Origin of the sequence: Micrococcus sp. GbtcB5 (assembly GCF_019091605.1) — a bacterium.
GTDB classification, from domain to species: domain Bacteria; phylum Actinomycetota; class Actinomycetes; order Actinomycetales; family Micrococcaceae; genus Micrococcus; species Micrococcus luteus.
This window is the reverse complement of sequence record NZ_JAGXJK010000030.1, coordinates 1-21866: the sequence shown is the minus strand read 5'-3', so window position 1 is coordinate 21866 and position 21866 is coordinate 1. Positions and strand designations below refer to the sequence as shown.

Here is a 21866-nt window from a genome sequence, read left to right as displayed (position 1 = left end):
GCCGCATACCTCCTGCGGAGATGCTCCACCGGCCTCGTTGGCCCCGGCCCGAGTCAACAACGTCATGACCTCTTACAGCTAGAGTGCTGAGGTCGGCGCCACACCCCGGCGCGTCCCACGTCACTCGAGGAGAGCACCCCCATGGCCTTCGCCGCCCTGTCCCGTTCCGCCCGTCTTGCCGGCGTGTCCGCTGCCGCGCTGCTGGCCCTCACCGCGTGCGGCGGTCAGGACTCGTCCGACGCCGACGCGTCCGCCTCGACGACGGCGCCCGCCTCCGCGTCCGCGCAGGGTGCGGAGTCGTCGTCCGCCTCGGCGTCGTCGCTGTCCGCGGCCCCGGCCGACTACGAGGCCGGCACGTGCTTCACCGCCCCGCTCGGCGCCCGTGACCTGTCCTCCTTCGAGACCACCGACTGCGAGGGCGCCCACACCGCGGAGTACCTCTGGGCCGTGCCGGCCGTGGCCGAGGGTGAGGAGGCCGACCCGGCCGCCGCCCAGACCTGCACCGCCCAGGCCCAGCGCCTGAGCGAGGAGAAGGAGGACCAGCTGAACGGGGCCGTCCTGACCTCCTCCGAGCTGGGCAACTACGGCACCGACGAGAAGCACTGCGTCGTGTACGGGGTCTCCGGTGAGTGGGAGGGTCAGATCGTGGACCCGGAGATCACCCTGGAGACGGCGTCCGCCGACGCCTGATCCCGCCGGCGGCCCCGTGCGTCGTGAGATCGCGCCGCCCGGGACCGCCGCGGATGGACGCGGGACCGGCGCGGCCCGTAGTGTCTTCTGCGTCCAGAAGTTAGACGGTCGAACAGATGCGGCGGTCGGTGCCGCGTCGTGTCCGCCACCGAGGAGGCGCCATGGGTGAAGCGAGGACGGGCGGCGAGGCCGCGCTCTCCGGGGTGACCGCCGAGCTGGACGCCGCGCTCCGGCATGCCGCGGCCCAGGCACCCGGATCCGCCGCCTTCGCCGAGCTGCTCGACTCGCTCCACGTCCATGTGGGCGCCGGCAAGCTCATCCGCCCCCGTCTCGTCGAGCTCGGCTGGCGCCTGGCGACCGCCGACCCGGTCCCTCCGTCCGGCCGCGCTGCCGTCGACCGACTCGGGGCCGCCTTCGAACTGCTGCACACCGCGCTGCTCGTCCACGACGACGTCATCGATCGGGACGTGCTGCGGCGCGGCCAGCCCGCCGTGCACGCCTCCGCCCGGCACCGCCTCGAGGCCCGCGGGGTGCCCGCTGCGGACGCCGCCCACGCCGGGGTCGCCGTCGCCCTCATCGCGGGGGACGTCCTGCTCACCCAGGCGTTCCGGCTCGCCGCCACCTGTGCCGCCGACACCGCCCGGGCCGCCGAGGCCGCCGCCGTCGTCTTCGACGCCGCCGCCGTGACTGCGGCCGGCGAGCTCGAGGACGTGCTCCTGGGGCTGTCCCGCCACACCGGTGAGGAGCCCGATCCCGACCGCATCCTCGCCATGCAACGGCTCAAGACGGCGCACTACACGGTCGGCGCGCCCCTGCGCGCCGGCGCCCTCCTGGCCGGGGCGGATCCCGACCTCGCCCGGGCGATGGGCGAGGCCGGCGCCGACCTCGGCGCCGCCTACCAGGTGATCGACGACGTCCTCGGCGTGTTCGGCGATCCCGGGGAGACCGGCAAGTCCGCCGACGGCGACCTGCGCGAGGGCAAGGCCACCGTGCTCACCGCCCACGGCCGCCGCATCCCCGCCGTCCGCGCCCTGCTCGACGCGGGCCCGGCCACCCCCGCGGACATCGAGGCCGCCCGCCGCGCCCTCGAGGCGGCCGGTGCCCGGGAGCACGCCCTCGACGTCGCCGCCGAGCTCACCGTCCGCGCCCGCGAGCGCATCGCGGCCCTGCCCCTGGACGAGACGGTCCGGGCGGAGTTCGCCGACGCCTGCCACGCCGTGCTGACCCGGAGGTCCTGAGATGGCCGCGCCCGCCCCGATCCCTGCCGCGCTGTACACGCGGACGGCCCACGCCGCAGCGGCCCAGGTGATCCGCCGTTACTCCACGTCCTTCTCCTGGGCCTGCCGCACCCTGCCCCGGCAGGCACGCCAGGACGTGGCGACGATCTACGCCATGGTCCGCGTCGCCGACGAGGTGGTCGACGGCGTCGCGGTGGCCGCCGGGCTCGACGAGGCCGGGGTCCGCGCCGCCCTGGACGACTATGAGCGGGCATGTGAGGCCGCGATGGCGTCGGGCTTCGCCACCGACCCGGTCCTGCACGCCTTCGCCGACGTGGCCCGTCGCCACGGCATCACCCCGGAGCTGACCCGTCCCTTCTTCGCCTCCATGCGCGCGGACCTGGGGATCCGCGAGCACGGCGCCGAATCCCTGGACGCCTACATCCACGGCTCGGCCGAGGTGGTGGGACTGATGTGCCTGCAGGTCTTCCTCTCCCTCCCCGGCACGCGGGCCCGGACCCCGGGCCAGCGGCAGGAGCTGCGCGCGCAGGCCTCCCGGCTGGGGGCGGCGTTCCAGAAGGTCAACTTCCTCAGGGACCTGGCCGCGGACCACCACGAGCTGGGCCGCACCTACCTGCCCGGTGCCGCACCGGGCGTGCTCACCGAGGCGCGCAAGGCCGAGCTCGTGGCCGAGGTCCGCGCCGACCTCGACGCCGCCCTTCCCGGCATCCGTGCCCTGGACCCCGGGGCCGGGCGCGCCGTGGCCCTGGCGCACGGACTGTTCGCGGCCCTGGTGGACCGGATCGAGGCGACCCCGGCGGCCGAGCTGGCCCACCGCCGTATCCGGGTGCCGGACCGCCAGAAGGCCCGGATCGCCGCCCGCGTCCTGGCACGGGGCCGCCGGGGAGGCCGCCGATGAGCGCCCGGGACACCGCTCCCGGCCCGCGCACCGTGGTGGTGGGCGGCGGGTTCGCCGGACTGGCCACGGCGGGCCTGCTGGCCCGTGACGGGCACCGGGTGACGCTGCTGGAGCGCGGCGCCGTCCTGGGCGGCCGTGCCGGACGCTGGTCCGAGGCGGGGTTCACCTTCGACACCGGGCCCTCCTGGTACCTGATGCCCGAGGTGATCGACCGCTGGTTCCGCCTCATGGGGACCTCCGCCGCGGAACGGCTGGACCTGCGCCGCCTGGACCCCGGCTACCGGGTGTACTTCGAGGAACACCTCCACGAGCCCCCCGTGGACGTGCGCACCGGCCACGCGGAGGCGCTGTTCGAGTCCCTCGAGCCCGGCGCCGGGCGCCGCCTGCGGGCCTACCTCGACTCCGCGTCCCGGATCTACGGGCTCGCCAAGGACCACTTCCTCTACACGGACTTCCGCCGGCCGGCCGCCCTGGCCCACCCGGACGTCCTGCGCGCCCTGCCGGCCCTCGGGCCCCAGCTGCTGGGGGGCCTGCGCTCCCACGTCGCGGCCCGCTTCCAGGACCCCCGGCTGCGCCAGATCCTGGGCTACCCGGCGGTCTTCCTCGGCACGTCCCCCGACCGTGCCCCCGCCATGTACCACCTGATGTCCCATCTGGACCTCGCCGACGGCGTGCAGTACCCCCTCGGCGGTTTCGCGGCCCTGGTGGACGCCATGGCGGAGGTCGTGCGCGAGGCCGGCGTGGAGATCCGCACCGGGGTCGAGGCGACCGCCGTCGAGGTGGTGGACCGTCCCGCCCCCGCCGGCCGCCTCGGACGCCTGGCCGCCCGCCTGCCCAGGCCGGGAGCAGCCCGCGGGGACGAGGGCCGACGTCGCCGCCCGGGCCGGGTGACCGGCGTCGCCTGGCGGTCCGACGACGGCGCCGCGGGACGCCTCGACGCCGATGTGGTGGTGGCCGCCGCGGACCTGCACCACGTGCAGACCCGTCTGCTGCCTCCCGGCCGGCGCGTCGCGGAGTCCACGTGGGACCGGCGCGACCCCGGTCCCTCCGGCGTGCTCGTGTGCGTGGGGGTGCGCGGATCCCTGCCCCAGCTGGCCCACCACACCCTGCTGTTCACGGCGGACTGGGAGGACAACTTCGGGCGCATCGAGCGGGGGGAGGACCTCGCCGCGGACACGTCGATCTACGTCTCGCGCACCTCCGCCACGGACCCGGGCGTGGCCCCGGAGGGCGACGAGAACCTCTTCATCCTCGTCCCGGCCCCCGCCGAGCCGGGGTGGGGGCGCGGCGGCATCCGGGTCCGTGACGGCCAGAGCTGGCGGGTGGACCGCGCCGGGGACGCCCAGGTGGAGGCCGTGGCGGACCGGGCCCTCGATCAGCTGGCCCGCTGGGCCGGGATCCCCGACCTGGCCGAGCGCATCGTGGTGCGGCGCACCTACGGGCCCGGTGACTTCGCCGCGGACGTGCACGCCTGGCGGGGTTCGCTGCTGGGCCCCGGGCACACGCTGGCGCAGTCGGCCATGTTCCGCCCCTCGGTGCGGGACGCGGACGTGGCCGGCCTGATGTACGCGGGCTCCTCGGTGCGCCCGGGAATCGGGGTGCCCATGTGCCTGATCTCCGCCGAAGTGGTCCGGGACGAACTGCGCAACGACGCGCGCAGGGCCCGGCCCGCGGGCCCCGGGGGGAGCGGCACATGATCCGCACCCTCTTCTGGGCGTCCCGGCCGGTCAGCTGGGTGAACACGGCCTACCCGTTCGCCGCCGCCGCGATCCTGACCGGGGGGCTGCCCGCGTGGCTGGTGGTCCTGGGCGTCGTGTTCTTCCTGGTGCCCTACAACCTGGCCATGTACGGCATCAATGACGTGTTCGATTTCGCCTCGGACCTGCGCAACCCCCGCAAGGGGGGCGTGGAGGGCTCCGTGCTGGGCGACCCCGCGGTGCGCCGCCGGGTGCTGGCGTGGTCGGTGCTGCTGCCCGTGCCGTTCGTGGCCGTGCTCGCGGGCTGGTCCGCCGTGCGGGGCGAGTGGGCCGCCGTGCTGGTGCTGGCGGTGAGCCTGTTCGCGGTGGTGGCGTACTCCTGGGCGGGGCTGCGGTTCAAGGAGCGGCCCTTCCTGGACGCCGCGACCTCCGCCACCCACTTCGTCTCCCCCGCGGTCTACGGCCTCGTGCTCGCCGGGGCGACCCCCACGCCCGCCCTGGCGGCGCTGCTGGGGGCGTTCTTCCTGTGGGGCATGGCCTCGCAGATGTTCGGGGCGGTGCAGGACGTGGTGCCGGACCGGGAGGGGGGCCTGGCCTCGGTGGCCACCGTGCTGGGCGCTCGGCGCACCGTCCTGCTCGCCGCCGGCCTGTACGCGGCGGCGGGCCTGCTGCTGCTGGCCACCGACCCGCCGGGCCCGCTTGCGGCGCTGCTGGCCGTGCCCTACGTGGTGAACACCCTGCGCTTCCGCCGCGTCACGGACGCCACCTCGGGCGCGGCCCACCGCGGCTGGCAGCTGTTCCTTCCGCTGAACTACGTGACCGGCTTCCTCGTGACCCTGCTGCTGATCGGGTGGGCGCTGACCCGGGGGGCGGCGGCATGATCTACCTGCTGGCCCTGCTGGGTGTCATCGGCTGCATGCTGCTGGTGGACCGGCGCTTCGAGCTGTTCCTGTGGCATCGCCCGCTCCCGGCGCTGCTGGTGCTGGCCGCCGGGGTGGCCTACTTCTTCGCCTGGGACCTGTGGGGGATCGCCGAAGGCGTGTTCCTGCACCGGCAGTCGCCCTACATGACCGGGGTGATGCTCGCCCCCCAGCTGCCCCTGGAGGAGGGGTTCTTCCTGCTCTTCCTCAGCCAGATCACGATGGTGCTGTTCACCGGGGCGCTGCGCCTGCTGCGCGGCCGGCGAGGTGACGCCCGTGCCGCGACGCCGGCCGATCCGACCGACGGGGGCAGCCGGTGACCTTCCTCGACCTCGTCCTCGTCTTCGTGGGCTTCGCCCTGGCCGTGCTCGTGGGCGCCGCCCTCGTCGGCCGCGTGCGGGGCGAGCACCTGCGGGCCGTGGCGGCCACCCTGGTGGCCCTGTGGGCCCTCACGGCGGTCTTCGACAACGTGATGATCGCCGCGGGGCTCTTCGACTACGGCCATGAGCTGCTGGTGGGTGCCTACGTGGGCCAGGCGCCCGTGGAGGACTTCGCCTACCCGCTCGGCTCCGCCCTGCTGCTGCCGGCGCTCTGGCTGCTGCTGACGAGCCGTGGTCGTGCCGGTCGGCGCGGCCGGCGGCCGGGACGCCGCCCCCACCCGGGCGATCGCTGACATGCTGCCGCTGATCCCCGCAGACCTGTTGCGCGCGCTCGGCCTGATCCTCGTCCCGGTCGCGGCGGTGCACGCCGGATGGCCGTCCGCGGCGGCGATGCTGCTCGTGTTCGGCTCCCAGTGGCTCACCCGCTGGCTCGCCCCGGGCGGAGTCCTGGACTGGGCCGCGCAGGCGGTCCTGCTGCTGGCCGGGTGGCTGAGCGTCATCGGCCTCTACCCGCGGGTGCCGTCGCTGGACCTGCTCGTGCACGCCGCCGCCTCCGCCGTGGTCGCCTGTCTGACGGCACTGGTGGTGGGGGCATGGCTCCGGCGTCGGGGGACCGAGGCCGGGCAGGCCGTGGCGCTGCTCGGCCCGGGCCTGGCCGGGCTGGGGATCGCGGCCGCCGCCGTGGCCCTGGGCGTGGTGTGGGAGCTGGCCGAATGGTGGGGGCACACGGCGGTGACCCCCGAGATCGGTGTGGGCTACACGGACACCATCGGCGACCTCGCCGCCGATCTCGTCGGCGCCGGGATCGGCGCCGCCCTCGCCGTGCGCCGGGGGCGCACCCGGTGACCCCGGCCCGCCCCACGGTCTCCGTGGTCGTCCCGGTGCTCGACGACGCCGAGCACCTGCGCGTGTGCCTCGCCCTGCTGGCCGCCCAGAGCCGGCCGGCGCTGGAGGTGGTGGTGGTGGACAACGGCTGCGTGGACGACTCGGCGGTGCTCGCCCGCGCCGCCGGCGCGCGGGTGGTGCACGAGCCGCGCCGCGGGGTCCCGGCCGCGGCGGCCGCCGGCCTGGACGCCGCGGTCGGGGAGCTGCTGGTGCGCTGCGACGCCGACACGCGGATGCCCGCGGACTGGCTCGAACGGATCGTGGCCCGGTTCGACGCCGACTCCGGGCTCGACGCCCTCACCGGGCCGGGGACCTTCCACGACCAGCCCGGCCTCCGGGGGCGGGTGCGGGCGGCGCTCTACACCGGCGCGTACCGCTGGGGGGCGGGCGCCGCGGTGGCGGCCACCCCCGTCTGGGGCTCCAACTGCGCCCTGCGCGCCGAGGCGTGGCAGGCTGTGCGGACCCGCGTCCACCGCGAGCGCGGGGACGTGCACGATGACCTGGACCTGTCCTTCCAGCTGGCCTTGGCCGGCCGCCGGATCCGGTTCGATCCGGACCTGCGGGTGGAGGTCGCCGGGCGCATCTTCCACTCCCTGCGCCAGCGGGTGCGGCAGGGCCGGATGGCGGTCACCACCCTGCAGGTCAACTGGGCCCGGCTGTCCCCCGGGCGGCGGTGGCTGCGCCGGGCGGCCCGGTCACGCCCCCGGCCCCACTGGGGGCGTGGCCCCGACGGTCAGTCCCGCGACTGAGCGCCGCCGGCGCCGCGGGCTCGCCTGTCCAACGGGTTGCGACGCAGGGGCAGCCGGTCCACCAGCGGCCGCAGCAGGCCGCGGGTGCGGGGACGCTCGCCGCCGTCGTGCCGGCGCCTGGCCTCGGCCAGGATGTTCGCGGCCATCTCCGGGAACACCACGGCGTGGAAGGGCAGGATGGCGGTCCAGTAGGCGCGTCCGAGCAGGCCGTCCGGCATGAAGACCGCCCGCTGGCGGTAGACGGAGCCTCCGCCCTCCCGCGGCTCGGTGCTCAGCTGCAGCCAGGCCCGCCCGCCGGCCTTCATCTCCGCCCGCAGGGTCAGCCGCCGCCCCGGCTCCACGTCCTCCACCCGCCACCAGTCCACGGCGTCGCCGCGTCGCAGGTGGTTCGGGTCCCGCCGGCCGCGGGTCAGGCCGGGCCCGCCGGCCAACTTGTCCATCAGCCCGCGGATCTTCCACAGCAGCGGGGTGGAATACCAACCGTTGGCGCCGCCCACCGACTCGATCACCGGCCACACCTCCTGCGCGGGCAGGTCGGACTCGCGCTCGCGCTCGTCCGTGTAGACCGTGGTGCCGGCCCACTCGGGATCCGAGGGCAGGGAGGCGGCCGGGTCCGCGGAGCTCTGGAGGTCCGCGTCGAAGGTGACGTCCAGGGGACCCTCCTTCTCCCGCTTCAGCGCCAGCCGCACGGCGTCCATGTAGGAGGTCAGCCCGCCCGGCGGGTCCGGGATGAGGTCGCGGACCGAGCGGTCCTCCACGACCGCCTCCTCGGCGAGGGATGCGGCCAGGGGCAGGGCCACCGCGACCGGGATGGGGGTCACCATGCCGATCCAGAAGCCCGCCAGGGTCTTCAAGGGCAACGGGGTGGGGATCACGATGCGTCGGGACAGGCCGGCGGCCTTGGCGTAGTCCACCAGCACGCTCGCGAACGACTGGGGGTGTCCGTTGCCGATCTGGGCCCTCAGCTGCACGGGCTCCGGGAGGGCGCAGGCCTGCAGGAGGTAGTACAGGACGTCGCGGATGGCCAGCGGCTCCACCCGGTTCCTCAGCCAGGACGGGCCGGGCATCACGGGCAGCCGCTCGGCGAGATGGCGGATCATCTCGAACGAGGTGGAGCCCGAGCCGATGATCACCCCGGCCTCGAACGTCAGCGCCGGGGTCGCCGCCCGCTCGAGACGCTCGGCCACGAGGGCGCGGGAGCGCATGTGGTCGGACAGCTCCGCGACGGGGACCGTGTCCGGGTGCAGGCCGGAGAGATAGACGAGCTGGGCCACGCCGGCCGTGTCCGCGGCGGTGCCCACGATGTCCGCGATCCGCTGCTCCTGGGCCACGAAGTCGCCGCCCCCGCCCATGGAGTGCACGAGGTAGAGCACGGTGTGCACGTCCTGCATGGCGGCTTCGACGAGGTCCGCCTCGGTGAGGTCGAGCTCCACCGCCTCGATGCTGTCCGACCACGGTCGGTCCGCGAGGTCGGAGGGGTTCCGGGCGCCGGCCCGGACGTCGAAGCCGGCGGCGAGCAGCTCGGGGATGAGGCGCCCGCCCACGTACCCGGTGGCACCGGTGACGAGGACGCGACGGCCCCGGCCGTCCGGCAGGGACAGGCCGAGGGGGGAGGTGTGGGACGCCGGCGTGGCACCGGCGGGGACGGGGGAGGGCTGTGTGGACGCCATGGGCGCACTCTAGGGTCCGGGGCGGGTCGGGCTGAAGGTCTCAGGTGTGCGGGCCCGGGAACGGGGTGGTCGGCACGCCGCCGGGCCGGTGTCGGTCGGAGCGGGCCCGGCACGGTCCGTGAAAGACTGCTCGCTATGGCCACTGCAGATTCCGGAGACGTCCTGCCGCACCTGCGCACCGAGGCCATCCGCGCCGTCGTCGGGCCCACCAGTGCGGACCGCGGCTTCGCCGTGGCCGCGTCGGGTGCCGTGGGGCGCCTGCGCTATGACGCCGCCACCGGCCGTCTGAGCGCCTCCGTCCAGGGCACCGCGCCCAGCCCCTACCGGGTGCAGGTGCAGCTGCAGGAGGCCTACGACGACGCCGCCGAGGACGGCGCCGGCGCCCTCATGGAGCCGGTGGGCGGGCGCTGCACGTGCCCGGTCGGGACGGACTGCAAGCACGTGGCCGCCGCGCTCTACCAGGTGGTCCGCCTCGACGCCGACCAGGCCCTCGACGACGCCCGCCGCAAGCTCGCCGAGATGGTCACCACGGCGGACGCGCTGCCCGCGCCCGCCGGCCGGGGCCACGACGGCGGCGGCCCGGCCGGCCTCGACGCCCCGGCCGCGGACGGGGCGGCACCCCCACCCCCTGCCGGCCTGGACTGGCGACGGGTCATGGAGCCGCTGGCCGGACTCCACGGCCCGCGCCGGGTGGGCACGCCGCCCGCGCTGGCGATCGGCGTGGAGCTCGTGGCCGAGTCCTCCCGCAACGCGTTCCAGCAGTGGGGCCCGGCGACCGCCGGGGAGGAGCAGGTGCGCGAGGGCCGCCCGCTGTACGTGACCGTGCGCCCGCTCAAGCGCGGGGCCAAGGGGACGTGGATCAAGGGCGGGCTGACGTGGAAGGCGTTCCAGTTCCCGCGCGCCGAGTTCGCCCCCGCCCAGGAGCGGGCGATGCGCCTGATCTGGCGTCAGGTCCAGGCCGAGGACTCCTACCCGGGCGACGCCTGGTTCGGTCTGCACGTCTTCGACTCCCCGCGGATCTGGCAGCTGCTCGCGGAGGCCCGCGAGGTCGGGGTGGAGCTCGTGCCGCTGGGGCTGCTGACGGACGTGGTGCTGGAGGCGCCCGTCGCCGTCGGGCTGGACGTCACCGCCGCCCCCGACGGCGGTCTGGACGTGGCCCCGTCCCTGGACCCGGCCCCGCCCGGCCCCGGGCTGAGCGGTGTGCACGCCGTGGGCGGCATCGGCTTCTACCGCGTGGAGCTCACGGACGAGGAGGCCGTGCTCCACCTGATCCCCGCCGCACGCCCCGTCCCCGAGGCCGTGCAGCAGCTCGTGCTCGCCGGCGGGCCCGTGCGCGTGCCCGCCGCGGACCGCGAGGAGTTCCTCGGCCGGATCTACCCGCGGCTGCGTGGCGCCCTGCCCGTGACCAGCGGCGACGCCTCCGTGGAGCTGCCCGAGTTCGAGCCGCCCGTGCTGCGGCTGCGCGCCGACTTCCGACCCGGCCACGAGCTCGTGCTGCGCTGGTCCTGGCTCTACTTCGACCCGCCCCGCGAACTCGGTCTCGACGCCGGCGGCGACCCCCTGCGGGACACCCGGCACGAGGACGCGGTGCTGCGCGCCGTGGCCGAGCTCTGGCCGCGCGCCGGCCGTGCGGAGGAGCAGGTCCTCGAGGGCGTGGGCGCCGCCCGGTTCTCCGAGCAGGTGCTGCCGCTGCTGCAGCGCGCGGACCACGTGCGCGTGGACGTCACCGGCGACCGCCCCGACTACCGCGAGCTGAAGGCCGCCCCGCGCATCGAGGTCGGCACGAAGGCCACGCAGAACGACTGGTTCGACCTCGGCGTGCAGGTCTCCGTGGACGGGCACGTGCTGCCGTTCGTGGAGCTGTTCACCGCGCTCGTGCAGGGCAGGACCACGCTGATCCTCGCGGACGGCTCCTACCTGGGCCTCGACCACCCCGCCTTCGACCGGCTGCGCGCCCTGCTCTCCGAGGCCGCCACCCTGCAGGAGTGGACCCCGGAGCACACCCCCGTCTCACGGCACCAGGTCGGCTTCTGGGAGGACCTCAAGGAGCTCGCGGACGAGGTGGACGAGGACCCGGAGTGGACCGCCGCCGTCGGGCGTCTGGCCGCCGTCGAGCGCCTCCCCGAGGCCCCGCGCCCCGCCGGCCTGAAGGCCGACCTGCGCCCCTACCAGGAGGAGGGTCTGCGCTGGCTCGCGTTCCTGTGGGAGCAGGACCTCGGCGGGATCCTGGCCGACGACATGGGCCTGGGCAAGACCGTCCAGACCCTCGCGCTCTTCGCCCACGCGCGCCAGGCCCGGCCCGAGCGGCCGCCGTTCCTCGTGGTCGCGCCGAGCTCCGTGGTGTCCGTGTGGGCGGCCGAGGCCGAGAAGTTCACCCCGGACCTCGACGTGCGCGTCCTGGACACCACCACCCGCAAGCGCGGCACCGCCGTGGCGGACGAGGTGGCGGGGGCGGACGTGGTGGTCACCAGCTACACGCTCCTGAGGATCGACGCCGGCCAGTACGGCGGACTCGACTGGGGCGGGGTGGTCTTCGACGAGGCACAGTTCCTGAAGAACCGCGCCGCGAAGGTGCACACGGTGGCCCGCGACCTGCGCGCCCCCTTCCGGCTGGCCATCACCGGCACGCCGATGGAGAACTCCCTCAGCGACCTGTGGGCGCTGCTGGGCGTCGTCGTGCCGGGCCTGTTCCCGAGCCACCGCCGGTTCCGCGAGACCTACGTGACCCCCATCGAGACCGGGGGGGACCCCGAGCGGATGGCGGCCCTGCGCCGCCGCGTGCGCCCGTTCATGCTGCGCCGCTCCAAGGAGCTCGTGGCGAAGGACCTGCCGTCCAAGCAGGAGCAGATCCTCCAGGTGGAGCTCGAGCCGGCCCACCGCAAGCTCTACGACCGCGTGCTCCAGCGCGAGCGCCGCAAGGTGTTGGGCCTGCTCGGGGACATGGACGGCAACCGGTTCACCATCTTCACGTCGCTCACGCTGCTGCGGATGCTCGCGCTGGCGCCGCAGATCGTCGACGACCAGTACGCCTCCGTGCCCAGCTCGAAGCTCGAGCGGTTCCTCGACGACCTCACCGAGGTGATCGGCGAGGGGCACCGCGTGATCGTGTTCAGCCAGTTCACGAGCTTCCTGCGGGTGATCGCCGAGGAGCTGGACCACCTGGAGATCGAGCACGCGTACCTCGACGGCTCCACGCGCGGGCGCGCCGACGTGATCCGCGGCTTCCGCGAGGGCGAGGCGCCGGTGTTCCTGATCTCCCTGAAGGCGGGCGGCTTCGGCCTGACCCTGACCGAGGCGGACTACGTGTTCCTCATGGATCCGTGGTGGAACCCCGCTGCGGAGGCGCAGGCCGTGGACCGGGCGCACCGGATCGGGCAGGAGCGGACCGTGATGGTCTACCGGCTCGTGTCCGAGGGGACGATCGAGGAGAAGGTGCTCGAGCTGCAGCGGCGCAAGGCCGAGCTGTTCGGTGCGCTCATGGACGAGTCCGACGACTCCGGCGCCGGTGCCTTCACCGACTCCCTCACCGCCGAGGACATCCGGGAGATGCTCGGCGCCGAGGAGTGAGGGCCGCGCGAGGCGGGCCGGACGTTTTCGTTCACGAAACGGCGGCGTGTCGCGACGTTTTCGTTCGGGAAACGGCGGCCCGCCCGCCCGTTTCGTCAACGAAAGTCGTCCCCGGGGCGCCGTTTCCCGAACGAAAGCGGGGGGTAGCCTCGGGCCATGCGTCGCCCGTCCCGTTCCAGCACCGCCGACCCCGCCAGCACCGCCGCCCCTGCCCCCACCGCCACCCCCGCCTTCGCGCCGTCCGCCCGGTCTCAGGTGCCACCGTTCACGGTGATGAGCATCCTCGGCCGGGTCGCCGAACTCCGTGCCGCCGGCCACGACGTCGTCAGCCTGTGCGCGGGGGAGCCGGGCGGGGGCGCCCCGCCCGCCGTCGACGCCGCGGCCGCCGCCGTCCACGCCTCCGGCCGTGCCCTCACCTACACCCCGGCGCTGGGCCTGCCGGAGCTGCGGGCCGCCGTCGCCGGCCACTACCGCCGCTGGTACGGGCTCGACGTGCGCCCCGAGCAGGTCGCGATCACCACGGGCTCCTCGGGGGCGTTCATGCTCGGCTTCCTCGCGGCGTTCTCCCCGGGGGACCGCGTGCTCCTGCCCCGCCCCGGCTACCCGGCGTACCGCAACATCCTCACGGCGCTCGGGGTGGAGGTGGTGGACGTGGACGTCGACGCCGGCACCCGCTACCAGCCCACGGTCGCCCACCTGGAGACGGCGCTCGCGGAGGGCCCGGTCGCGGGGCTCGTGCTCGCCTCCCCGGCCAATCCCACGGGCACGATGGTCAGCGCCGACGAGCTCGCCGAGCTCGCCCGCTGGTGCGAGGAACGCGGTGTGCGGCTCGTCTCGGACGAGATCTACCACGGCATCGTGCACACGGACGGGCAGGGGCCCGGCGCCTGCGCATGGCGCACCTCCCGCACCGCGCTCGTGGTCAGCTCGTTCTCCAAGTACTGGGGCATGCCCGGCTGGCGGCTGGGCTGGATGCTCCTGCCGGAGGACCTCGCCACCACGGTCGACGGCCTCGCCGGCTCGGTCGCCCTCTGCCCGCCCGCCGCGGCCCAGGAGGCGGCCGTCCACGCGTTCAGCGAGGAGTCCTACGCGTTCTGTGCCGAGCAGGCCGGCGGCTTCACGGCGACGCGCGGCGTCGTGCTGGCCGCCCTGCCCCGGCTCGGCTGGGCCGACGCCGCCCCCGCCGACGGCGCCTTCTACCTGTGGGCCCGCCTCGCCCCGGGCATGCTGGCGGAGTTCGGCAGCGCCGTCGGCTACTGCGCCGCCCTTCTGGAGGAGGCCGGTGTCGCGCTGACCCCCGGCGACGACTTCGACGCCGTCCACGGGCCCGAGTTCGTCCGCCTCTCCTTCGCCGCCGGCCCGGACGCCGTCCACGAGGCGCTCGAGCGGATCGCCGCCTGGCATGCGGCGCGCGGCCTGGCCTGAGGGGCTCCGCCGCGCGCCGCACCGGCCGGTGGCTCAGCCGCCCAGCCGGTAGTGGCGCCCGAGCGGCGTGCCGTTGACGGCCCGGTCGCCGAGCAGTCGGGCGCGGTAGATCAGCGGGTTGTGGCTGGCGAGCACCCGCGCGTTGCGCCAGTGCCGGTCCAGCCCGCGCGTGCGCAGCGTCGCGGAGGCCCCGCCCACTTCGAACAGGCGGGTCGCCGCGCGCTCGAGGGCGTCACGTGCCGGTTCCCGCGACGGGGGCGCGCCGTCGGCGCCGCCGGTATGACGGGCAGACGCCCCCCGCCGTATTGCGAACCATCCGCAACAGTCTTTATTGTGAATCAGTCGCATCTTTCCGCCCTCGTGAAAGGCTCCTCGTGTCCCACTCCGCCCCGCAGCGCCGTTCCGCGCGCACCGCCGCCCTCTCCGCCACCCTCGCCGCCGCGGCCATCGCCCTGACGGCGTGCGGCGCGGACGCCGCCCCGTCCGGGCCGACGTCGGCCCCCGCCCCCGCCGCGGACGGCGCCGAGTCGCCGTCGGGTGAGGCGAGGGCGGCCTCCTCCGTCTCCGAGGGGGACCGCGTCGACCCGACCCGGACCACCGAGGTCTCCGCGGTGACCCCGCGCATCCTGCTCTCCCACGAGGGCGGGCTCACGCTGCTCGACGCCGAGTCCGGGGAGGTGGTGAGGGAGCAGGACGTCCCGGGCTTCACGCGGCTGAGCAACGCCGGCAACGGCAAGGACGTCCTGGTGACCACCGGGAACGGCTGGGAGGTGTTCTCCACCGGCATCCAGGCCAAGGCCCACGGCGATCACGTCCACCACTACGAGTCCGCGCCCGGCATGACCGGCGTGACGTTCCCGGGTGAGCACCCCGGCCACGTCGTCACCCACAACGGCAGGACCACCCTCTTCGGGGACGGCACGGGCGCGATCCGGACCTTCGACTCGGCCCACCTGGACAAGGCGACCCCGGACCTCATGCCCGTCATGACGGAGGCCGAGACCGAGGACCCGCACCACGGCGTGGCGCTCGAGCTCTCCGACGGCACCCTCTTCACCACGCAGGGCACCGAGGACTCCCGCAACACGCTCCAGGTGATCGACCCGAAGACCAGCGAGGTCACGGCCGAGACCGACGACTGCCCCGGCAGCCACGGCGAGGCCGCGGCCCAGCCGACGGAGGCGGGCGACGTCGTCGTGATGGGATGCGAGAACGGGCCCGTCGTGTACCGGGACGGCGAGTTCCACAAGGTGGACGTCGAGACCGAGTATCAGCGCTCCGGGAACCTGTTCGGGCTGCATGACTCGCCCATCGTCCTGGGTGATCACAAGGTCGAGGAGGAGCCGGAGGAGGCCGTCGAGCGGCCCACGGCGATCGCCCTCATCGACACCCGCACCGATGAGCTCACCACCGTGGACCTCGGCTCCTCCTACTGGTTCCGCTCGCTCGGCCGCGCCGAGGACGGTTCCGCGGTCGTGCTGACCTACGACGGCGAGGTCACCGTGATCGACGAGGAGACCGGTGAGGTCACCGCCGAGTACCCGGTGATCGAGCCGTGGAAGGAGAAGGACGAGTGGCAGGAGCCCGGCCCGATCCTCAAGGTGGCCGGGAACACCGCCTACGTCACCGACGCGGAGGCCCAGAAGCTCGTGGCCGTCGACCTGGAGACCGGTGAGACCGTCCTGGAGAAGGACCTGGAGTTCGCCCCGGTCGAGATGGCCGTGGTCACCGGCGAGCCCGAGTCCGTGAAGCCCGAGGAGGGCGCTGATGCCGAGTCCGGCCACGACGAGCACGCCGACCACGATCACGGCCACGAGTCCGACGAGCACACCGACCACGATCACTGATCAGGTCGGGCCAGGGGAGCGGGGGTCAGCGCCGCGCGGCCGTGGCCCCCGCCGGCACCGGGTCCGACGCATCGGCGGGGTGTCCGAGGCGCGGGGCGGACGGCTGGAGCGCGAACACGAGCAGCGTGAGCGGGCCGACGAACGGCACCAGCCCGAGGAACAGCCACGCGCGGCTGAAGCCGGCGTCGTGGAGGCGCCGGGCGAGCAGGGCGAGCGAGGGGAGTGCGTGCGTGATCCCCACGAGGAGGACGGCCGCGTCGCGGAGGGACAGGTCCGGGGAGCCGAGGAGGAACACGTCCAGGACGGTGGACACGAAGTGAACGACGGCCTGCAGGAGCCACACGTAGAGCGCCGCGAGCCAGAAGTCGGCGCGGGACGCGCGCCCGCTGAACTGCGCGTAGCCGGCGTAGTAGCGGCGGATGGCCTGAAGCATGGTCATGGTCCGGCCCTCAGTCCTGCCGAGGGGACGCCAGCAGACCCTGTGCCGCGACGATCACGAGCATCGCAGCTCCCGCTTCGGCCGCCCCCGCGGGCCCGGCCACGGGATCGCCGAGAACCGCGACTACGGCACCGGCGAGCCCCAGCACGGCCATCGCCCCGCCGATCCACCAGAACACCGGGGCCTGGAATGCCCGGGCGAACGGGAGGAAGTGGCCGCCCACCACGGCGGCCACCAGGGCGATCTGCGCCGTCGGTGCGTCGAGCGCGAGTGCCACCAGGCGTGTCACGGGGAGGAGCGCCAGCATCGTGACGACGGCGATCCCGTAGACGCGCCGCGGGCGGGCGCCTGCACGGCGGGCAGCACCCGCCGGCGCAGCAGCACGACCACCAACGTGAAGCCGATCAGCGCGATCGCGCTGCCGCGCAGCGTGCCCTGGTGCTCGGCCGGCAGCCCCGCGATCCCGCCGAACAGGAAGGCGCCGCCGCCGACCACCCCGATCAGCCCGCCCCACACCACCGGGTGCCGGAGGTGGCCGATCCCGCGGACGGGCGGGTCGTCGTCGAAGTGGGCCGGCCGCATGGGGCGGGCCGTGGTCGTGTCCGTCATGGTTCCCCCTCGCATCACGTGTGACATGCGTCATCCTGCCATGACGGGTGGACGGGTCAGGCCCCCTGTGGACAGGCCCCGATGATCATCAGCGGGTGCTCCGCCGCGTCGAATGGGCGGCCGTGCCAGCCGCTCCAGACGCGGTCCACCGCCAGGTCCACCGACGCCGGCTCGATCAGCTCCGCCGTGCCCCGCCGCCACTCGACGCGGTCCCCGCCGGGGCGATCCCCGCGACGACGCGGGCGTCATCGTAGGCGCGGCGGTTCGTCTCGGCCGGGTCCAGATGCATGGACGGCACCGTATCTTGAAGATGACCGCATGCACCGCCAGCTGGACCACGAGGAGTTCGACCAGCGGCTCGAGGGCTGAGCCGCCGCGGTCTGCCGCGCTCACCCCACGAAGACGCAGAAGCGCCTGGCCGGCTGGGCGCAGGGCGTGTCTCCTCAGTGGGCACGCACCCATGGCGGCAGTTCAGTGCGTCATGCCTCTTGGCCGTGGCTGCTGTAGACCACGATCGGCGCTCTACTGGGATCGCGCGTCCTCTTCCACACGGTCATGCCAATTCGTTCGGCCACGCGACGGGAAGCCATGTTGTCGGGGTTGATGATCGCGGTGACCATCGTTGCGTCGAGGGTCTCGAACCCGTGTCGCAGGCAGGCAGAGGCCCCCTCGGTTGCCAGTCCCTGTCCCTGGCGTTCAGGCAGGACGTGGTAGCCGACCTCGAGGACCTCCTGGCCGTCGACGTTCTGCCAGGTCAGGCCGCAGTCACCGATGAAGTCGCCGGTGGTCCGGTGTTCGATGACCCACAGGCCGAACCCATGCTTGGCGTAGTTGTCCTTCGACCAGTTGATCCACCGCTGCACCTCGTTGCGCGACTTGGCCCGCGGGTAGTAGCGCATGACCTCCGCGTCTCCGCGGAGCCTGCACATGTCGTCGAGGTCAGCGTCGGTCATGCACCGGAACGTGAGTCGATCGGTGGGTTGCGGGATCACCCGACGACCTTACCGACGGCACTGAACCGGCTTCTTTGTCTTCGACATGTGCGTGAAACCACCCCCGCGGTCTGCCGCGCTCACCCCACGAAGACGCAGAAGGGGTGGCCGGCCGGGTCCGCGAACACGTACAGGGGCTCGTCCTCGTCGTCGGAGCGGTCCTGGACGAGGCGCCCGCCCAGGCGCAGGGCGTGGTCGTGGGCCGCGTCGAGGGAATCGCGGTCCGGCACGGTGAAATCCAGGTGCAGCTGCATCGGCACCTCGGGTGACGGCCACGTGCTGGGCTTCAGTTCGTCGGTGCGCTGGAATGTCAGGACGCGGCGGCCGTCGTCGTCCAGCAGCACGAGCCAGTCCGCGCTGTCCGGCTCGCGACCGTCCGCGAGCTCGTCGCCCGCGCGGTAGTGGAGGCCGAGGAGCTCGCGGTAGAACTCCGCGACGGAACGGATGTCGACGGCGTCGATCACCGGCTGCTGGAGCACGGGGCGAGTGACCATGGCCACACACTAAGCGACCTCGGTGTCCGCGTCAGCGTCTCGGCCTCAGTCGACGTCGTCGCGCCCCGCATCCACCCACCGCGCGGCCGGCACGACGGCGGCCAGCGAGACCACCGCCAGGACCTGCCACCCCGCGAGCGCCCAGCCGACCCCGAGCGCACCGCCTCGATCAGTGGCTGATCCCTCGCCGCCCATCCGGTGGCGGGGGATCAGCCGTGCGGTGGGCACGAGGCCACGGATGGGACCGAGACTTGCGGCGCTCCCGCTTGCGGTGGCCGTACCGGTGGCTGAGAGGCGAATGCGAAAAGCGTGACCGGCCCGATCTTCGGATCAGACACAGGAAGATCCAGGCGCGGTTGAAGTCAGCGTCGTGGAGCCGGCGTCGTAGCGCCGGATTGCGTCGCTGAAATGCAGGGCCTTGCCCTCAGCCCTGCCGCGACGGGCGGATGCGGCAGGCGCCCCTGTGAATGACCACCGATGTCGGTCAGAGTGCGATGGTCACGGACTTCACCTGGATGTACAGCTCCAAGCTCTCCGCGCCCAGCTCCCGGCCCCAGCCGGACTGCCGAAAGCCACCGAACGGCAGCTGCGAGTCCAGGGCATGGAAGGTATTGACCCACACCGTGCCGGCCTTGAGCCGTGCGGCCACGCGGTGGGCACGGGAGACGTCCCGGGTCCACAGGGCGGCGGCGAGGCCGTATACCGAATCGTTCGCGGCGCGGATCACTTCGTCCTCGTCGGTGAACTTCACGGAGACGGCCACCGGGCCGAAGATCTCCTCGCGGACAATGGACATCTCCGGGGTGGTCTCCGTGAAGAGGGTGGGCTCCACGTAGAAGCCGGCGTCGCCGTGCCGCTGCCCGCCCGTCAGAGCGACGGCACCGTCCCGCTTGCCCTCCTCAACGAAGCCCATCACCCGGTCCAGCTGCTCCTGGGAGACCAGCGGGGTGATGGCGGCGTCCTCGGTGCCCGGACCGATGCTCATCTGGCGCATCTTCGCGGCGAGGGCCTCGTTGAACCGGTCGTAGACGTCGGCGTGCACGAACACGCGCGTGCCGGACTCGCAGGCCTGACCCGAGTTCAGGGTGAATCCCATGAGCGCCCCGTCCACGGCGGCGTCGATGTTGGCATCCGCGAACACGATGTTGGGGGACTTGCCTCCCAGCTCGAGCGACACCTTCTTCAAGTTTTCGGCCGCCGCCCCCACGATCTTCTTGCCCACCTCGGTGGAGCCGGTGAACGCGACCTTGTCCACGTCAGGGTGGGCGGTGAGCGCAGCACCGGCGTCGCCGTGGCCGGTGACGATGTTGACGACGCCAGCCGGCACGCCTGCCTCCGTCAACAGTTCGCCCAGCATCAGTGCTGTCAGCGGCGTCTGCTCCGCGGGCTTGAGGACCACGGTGTTGCCCGTGGCCAGTGCGGGGGCGATCTTCCAGGCCGCCATCAACAGCGGGAAGTTCCATGGGATGATCTGACCGCACACGCCCACGGGCTCGCGCCGTGTGTAGGAGTGAAACTCGGCCTCGGGCGGGGCCAGCAGCATGGATGGAGCATTGACGGCCCCCTGCAGCTTCGAGGGCCAGCCCGCGTAGTAACGGAAGCAGTCCGCAGCGGCGCGGACGTCAAAGGCGCTGGCGATGCCCACGCCTTTGCCCTGGTCGAGGGACTCCAGGAGCGCGAAGTCCTCGAGGCGTTCGGTGATCAGGTTGGAGATCCGCCACAGCAGGTCCTCGCGTACATTCGGCCGCATCCGCACCCATGAGCCCTCGTCGAAGGCGGCACGGGCCGCGGCGACGGCGGCGTCGATGTCGGCCTGCTCGGCGTGCGCCACCGTGGCGAGCACCTCGCCGGTGGCAGGATCCCGGGTCTCGAAGGTCTTCCCGGACGCCGCGTCGACCCATTCACCGCCGATCAGGAGGCGATGGGGGCGGTCCAGGAAGGCGCGTACTCGCGCGGTCATAGGGGAGTTCGATGTCTCAGTCATGGTGCGTCCTAGGAGTCGTGAGATGGGGAGTGGGGCATCAGAACGAGGTGATGACGGAACGGATCACCTCGCCGTTGAGGAGCCGCTCGTACCCGGTATTGATCTCATCGAGGGAGATCTCCTGGGAGACCATGTGGTCCAGATCCATACGTCCCTGGACGTACAGGTCGGCGTACAGCGGGATGTCGCGCTGGATGTTGGAGGAGCCCATGGCCACCGCCTGCAGGCGTCGCTGTGCGAACAGCGAATCGAGCGAGGCGCCGAACTGGGCCGTGGTCCCGGGCGGGGCAATGCCGATCAGGTACGCGGTTCCGCCAGGTCCGAGAACGTCCTGGGCGAGTTGCTGGGTCACTGGCAACCCGATGGCCTCGAACGCGTGGTCCACTCCGGTGCCCGTGATCCCGAGGACCGCCTCGACGGCGTCCCCGGAGCCCGAGTTGACCACGTCGGTGGCGCCGAACCGGCGGGCCGCCTCAAGCTTGGAGTCGTCCAGGTCGATCGCGATCACGCGCTTGGCGCCGCATAGACGGGCACCGCTCACGGCATTGAGGCCGATGCCACCGACGCCCACGACGGCCACCGTGTCACCGGGCCGTACGTGGGCCGTGTTGATGGCCGCGCCAGCACCGGTGACGACCGAGCAACCGATGAGCGCGGCCTGCGGGAAGGGGATGTCCTCGTTGACAACGGCTAGCTGGTTCTCATGGACGAGTACCTGCTCGGCGAATCCGCCCACGTTGACGGACTGGGCGACGGGCGTGCCGTCCTGAAGTGTGAGGCGTGGCTTCTCCTCCGGCCCCCGCACCACAGCCTCCTGATTCAGGCACAGGGTGGTCTGGCCCGCGAGACACCGCGCGCAGGCCCCGCAGTAGGCGATCAGACAGGCGACGACGCGGTCGCCCGGCTTCAGGCTTGTCACGCTGGGGCCGACCGCGGCGACGACACCGGAGATCTCATGCCCTCCGGCGGCGGGCAGGGGCAGGCCGAAGTCGTGGTCGATGAGGTGCAGGTCCGAGTGGCACAGGCCGGAGGCCTTCACGTCCACCAAGACCTCCCGCCCCACCGGGTCGTCGATCACCACATCATGGATCTCGAACTTGCCCCCGACCTTCATTGCGAGCGCTGCGCGCATAATCGTTCTCCATTCACTAGGGTCGATTCCTGTCGCCTGAATATGACCTAGATCACATGTGGCAGAGTCAGGCTATGACCGGTGCCGTAGGGGCGGGGTGTGCAGTTCTGCGACACCCGCGGCGGCGGTGGCCCATCCTGACGGCGGGGGTCCTGGTGATGTGCGGACGGGCGGCCTAGGTGTAGGAGGGCATGACGTTGTTGACTCGGGTCGGTGCCAGTGAGGCCGGAGGAGCGTCTCCGCAGGAGGT

The 21866-nt window shown here is 73.4% G+C and carries 21 protein-coding genes and 1 pseudogene; 12 read left to right on the top strand and 10 right to left on the bottom strand.

Going from position 1 to position 21866, the window contains the following annotated elements; translation table 11 throughout:
* Nucleotides 1-141 precede the first annotated feature (141 nt).
* The 9 genes from KVS67_RS10110 to crtX all read left to right on the top strand — a co-directional run bounded on the left by KVS67_RS10110 (nt 142) and on the right by crtX (nt 7457).
* Nucleotides 142-690, top strand: a complete 549-nt coding sequence (locus KVS67_RS10110) for a hypothetical protein (protein WP_036384338.1) — start codon at nt 142-144, stop codon at nt 688-690.
* A 161-nt stretch (nt 691-851) separates the two neighbouring features.
* Nucleotides 852-1928, top strand: coding sequence for a polyprenyl synthetase family protein (locus KVS67_RS10105; protein WP_010079993.1), 1077 nt, complete (start codon nt 852-854; stop codon nt 1926-1928).
* A 1-nt stretch (nt 1929) separates the two neighbouring features.
* Nucleotides 1930-2826, top strand: a complete 897-nt coding sequence (locus tag KVS67_RS10100; RefSeq protein ID WP_036384340.1) for a squalene/phytoene synthase family protein — start codon at nt 1930-1932, stop codon at nt 2824-2826.
* Nucleotides 2823-4523: a phytoene desaturase family protein gene (crtI, locus tag KVS67_RS10095; protein ID WP_041103390.1), complete on the top strand. Its 1701-nt coding sequence runs from the start codon at nt 2823-2825 to the stop codon at nt 4521-4523. Before KVS67_RS10100 ends, crtI begins: the two co-directional genes overlap by 4 nt.
* On the top strand, nt 4520-5404 hold the full coding sequence (locus tag KVS67_RS10090; protein WP_036384345.1) for a prenyltransferase: 885 nt from the start codon (nt 4520-4522) through the stop codon (nt 5402-5404). The genes crtI and KVS67_RS10090 overlap by 4 nt, the downstream gene beginning before the upstream one ends.
* Nucleotides 5374-5763, top strand: a complete 390-nt coding sequence (gene crtYg / locus KVS67_RS10085) for a C50 carotenoid gamma-cyclase subunit alpha CrtYg (RefSeq protein WP_036314902.1) — start codon at nt 5374-5376, stop codon at nt 5761-5763. The genes KVS67_RS10090 and crtYg overlap by 31 nt, the downstream gene beginning before the upstream one ends.
* Nucleotides 5760-6116, top strand: a complete 357-nt coding sequence (gene crtYh, locus KVS67_RS10080) for a C50 carotenoid gamma-cyclase subunit beta CrtYh (RefSeq protein WP_036314905.1) — start codon at nt 5760-5762, stop codon at nt 6114-6116. The genes crtYg and crtYh overlap by 4 nt, the downstream gene beginning before the upstream one ends.
* Nucleotides 6055-6669 carry a hypothetical protein gene (locus tag KVS67_RS10075; protein ID WP_230297523.1) on the top strand — a complete coding sequence of 205 codons (615 nt, stop codon included), beginning with the start codon at nt 6055-6057 and terminating at the stop codon, nt 6667-6669. The genes crtYh and KVS67_RS10075 overlap by 62 nt, the downstream gene beginning before the upstream one ends.
* Nucleotides 6666-7457, top strand: a complete 792-nt coding sequence (gene crtX, locus KVS67_RS10070; protein WP_036314910.1) for a C50 carotenoid glucosyltransferase CrtX — start codon at nt 6666-6668, stop codon at nt 7455-7457. Before KVS67_RS10075 ends, crtX begins: the two co-directional genes overlap by 4 nt.
* Here crtX and KVS67_RS10065 read toward each other — a convergent pair.
* Nucleotides 7442-9127, bottom strand: coding sequence for an SDR family oxidoreductase (locus tag KVS67_RS10065; protein ID WP_036314913.1), 1686 nt, complete (start codon nt 9125-9127; stop codon nt 7442-7444). The two genes, crtX and KVS67_RS10065, sit on opposite strands and share 16 nt — an antisense overlap.
* 135 nt (nt 9128-9262) lie before the next feature.
* Between KVS67_RS10065 and KVS67_RS10060 the strand changes: the two genes are divergently transcribed.
* Both KVS67_RS10060 and KVS67_RS10055 read left to right on the top strand, forming a co-directional pair.
* A complete protein-coding gene (locus tag KVS67_RS10060) occupies nt 9263-12694 on the top strand; it encodes a DEAD/DEAH box helicase (RefSeq protein WP_069941394.1) in 3432 nt (1143 codons plus the stop codon).
* A 156-nt stretch (nt 12695-12850) separates the two neighbouring features.
* Nucleotides 12851-14119, top strand: a complete 1269-nt coding sequence (locus KVS67_RS10055) for an aminotransferase class I/II-fold pyridoxal phosphate-dependent enzyme (RefSeq protein WP_217565305.1) — start codon at nt 12851-12853, stop codon at nt 14117-14119.
* A 33-nt stretch (nt 14120-14152) separates the two neighbouring features.
* Here the strand turns inward: KVS67_RS10055 and KVS67_RS10050 are convergent.
* A pseudogene (locus KVS67_RS10050) lies at nt 14153-14350 on the bottom strand (acyl-CoA dehydrogenase); the annotation flags it as partial.
* A gap of 143 nt (nt 14351-14493) precedes the next feature.
* Here KVS67_RS10050 and KVS67_RS10045 point away from each other — a divergent pair.
* Nucleotides 14494-15966 carry a PQQ-binding-like beta-propeller repeat protein gene (locus KVS67_RS10045; protein ID WP_020626548.1) on the top strand — a complete coding sequence of 491 codons (1473 nt, stop codon included), beginning with the start codon at nt 14494-14496 and terminating at the stop codon, nt 15964-15966.
* A 25-nt stretch (nt 15967-15991) separates the two neighbouring features.
* Here KVS67_RS10045 and KVS67_RS10040 read toward each other — a convergent pair whose 3' ends face one another.
* The 8 genes from KVS67_RS10040 to KVS67_RS10005 form a co-directional block, all read right to left on the bottom strand.
* The gene (locus KVS67_RS10040) at nt 15992-16405 is read right to left on the bottom strand and encodes a DUF805 domain-containing protein (RefSeq protein ID WP_020626549.1); all 414 of its coding nucleotides are present in this window, start codon (nt 16403-16405) and stop codon (nt 15992-15994) included.
* Nucleotides 16406-16415: 10 nt separating this feature from the next.
* The gene (locus tag KVS67_RS10035) at nt 16416-16694 is read right to left on the bottom strand and encodes a hypothetical protein (protein WP_223247480.1); all 279 of its coding nucleotides are present in this window, start codon (nt 16692-16694) and stop codon (nt 16416-16418) included.
* Nucleotides 16691-17014 (bottom strand): hypothetical protein, encoded by a 324-nt coding sequence (locus tag KVS67_RS10030; RefSeq protein WP_020626551.1) that lies wholly within the window; start codon nt 17012-17014, stop codon nt 16691-16693. Before KVS67_RS10030 ends, KVS67_RS10035 begins: the two co-directional genes overlap by 4 nt.
* Before the next feature lie 479 nt (nt 17015-17493).
* Nucleotides 17494-18006 carry a GNAT family N-acetyltransferase gene (locus tag KVS67_RS10025; protein ID WP_020626554.1) on the bottom strand — a complete coding sequence of 171 codons (513 nt, stop codon included), beginning with the start codon at nt 18004-18006 and terminating at the stop codon, nt 17494-17496.
* An 80-nt stretch (nt 18007-18086) separates the two neighbouring features.
* Nucleotides 18087-18500: a VOC family protein gene (locus KVS67_RS10020; RefSeq protein ID WP_036314920.1), complete on the bottom strand. Its 414-nt coding sequence runs from the start codon at nt 18498-18500 to the stop codon at nt 18087-18089.
* A 45-nt stretch (nt 18501-18545) separates the two neighbouring features.
* Entirely contained in the window at nt 18546-18728 is a 183-nt protein-coding gene (locus tag KVS67_RS10015) for a hypothetical protein (RefSeq protein ID WP_020626556.1), read from the bottom strand.
* Between the two features lie 256 nt (nt 18729-18984).
* A complete protein-coding gene (locus KVS67_RS10010; protein WP_166437852.1) occupies nt 18985-20484 on the bottom strand; it encodes an aldehyde dehydrogenase family protein in 1500 nt (499 codons plus the stop codon).
* 37 nt (nt 20485-20521) lie between these two features.
* A complete protein-coding gene (locus KVS67_RS10005; protein WP_020626558.1) occupies nt 20522-21616 on the bottom strand; it encodes an alcohol dehydrogenase catalytic domain-containing protein in 1095 nt (364 codons plus the stop codon).
* Nucleotides 21617-21866: the final 250 nt, after the last annotated feature.

Bases quoted from the DNA above. Each gene is read 5' to 3' on its own strand.
- KVS67_RS10020 (WP_036314920.1), bottom strand. From the start codon at position 18,500: ATGGTCACTCGCCCCGTGCTCCAGCAGCCGGTGATCGACGCCGTCGAC.
- KVS67_RS10065 (WP_036314913.1), bottom strand. From the start codon at position 9,127: ATGGCGTCCACACAGCCCTCCCCCGTCCCCGCCGGTGCCACGCCGGCG.
- KVS67_RS10010 (WP_166437852.1), bottom strand. From the start codon at position 20,484: ATGACTGAGACATCGAACTCCCCTATGACCGCGCGAGTACGCGCCTTC.
- crtI (WP_041103390.1), top strand. From the start codon at position 2,823: ATGAGCGCCCGGGACACCGCTCCCGGCCCGCGCACCGTGGTGGTGGGC.
- KVS67_RS10100 (WP_036384340.1), top strand. From the start codon at position 1,930: ATGGCCGCGCCCGCCCCGATCCCTGCCGCGCTGTACACGCGGACGGCC.
- KVS67_RS10060 (WP_069941394.1), top strand. From the start codon at position 9,263: ATGGCCACTGCAGATTCCGGAGACGTCCTGCCGCACCTGCGCACCGAG.
- KVS67_RS10030 (WP_020626551.1), bottom strand. From the start codon at position 17,014: ATGACGGACACGACCACGGCCCGCCCCATGCGGCCGGCCCACTTCGAC.
- KVS67_RS10090 (WP_036384345.1), top strand. From the start codon at position 4,520: ATGATCCGCACCCTCTTCTGGGCGTCCCGGCCGGTCAGCTGGGTGAAC.
- KVS67_RS10055 (WP_217565305.1), top strand. From the start codon at position 12,851: ATGCGTCGCCCGTCCCGTTCCAGCACCGCCGACCCCGCCAGCACCGCC.
- KVS67_RS10040 (WP_020626549.1), bottom strand. From the start codon at position 16,405: ATGACCATGCTTCAGGCCATCCGCCGCTACTACGCCGGCTACGCGCAG.
- KVS67_RS10110 (WP_036384338.1), top strand. From the start codon at position 142: ATGGCCTTCGCCGCCCTGTCCCGTTCCGCCCGTCTTGCCGGCGTGTCC.
- KVS67_RS10105 (WP_010079993.1), top strand. From the start codon at position 852: ATGGGTGAAGCGAGGACGGGCGGCGAGGCCGCGCTCTCCGGGGTGACC.
- KVS67_RS10005 (WP_020626558.1), bottom strand. From the start codon at position 21,616: ATGCGCGCAGCGCTCGCAATGAAGGTCGGGGGCAAGTTCGAGATCCAT.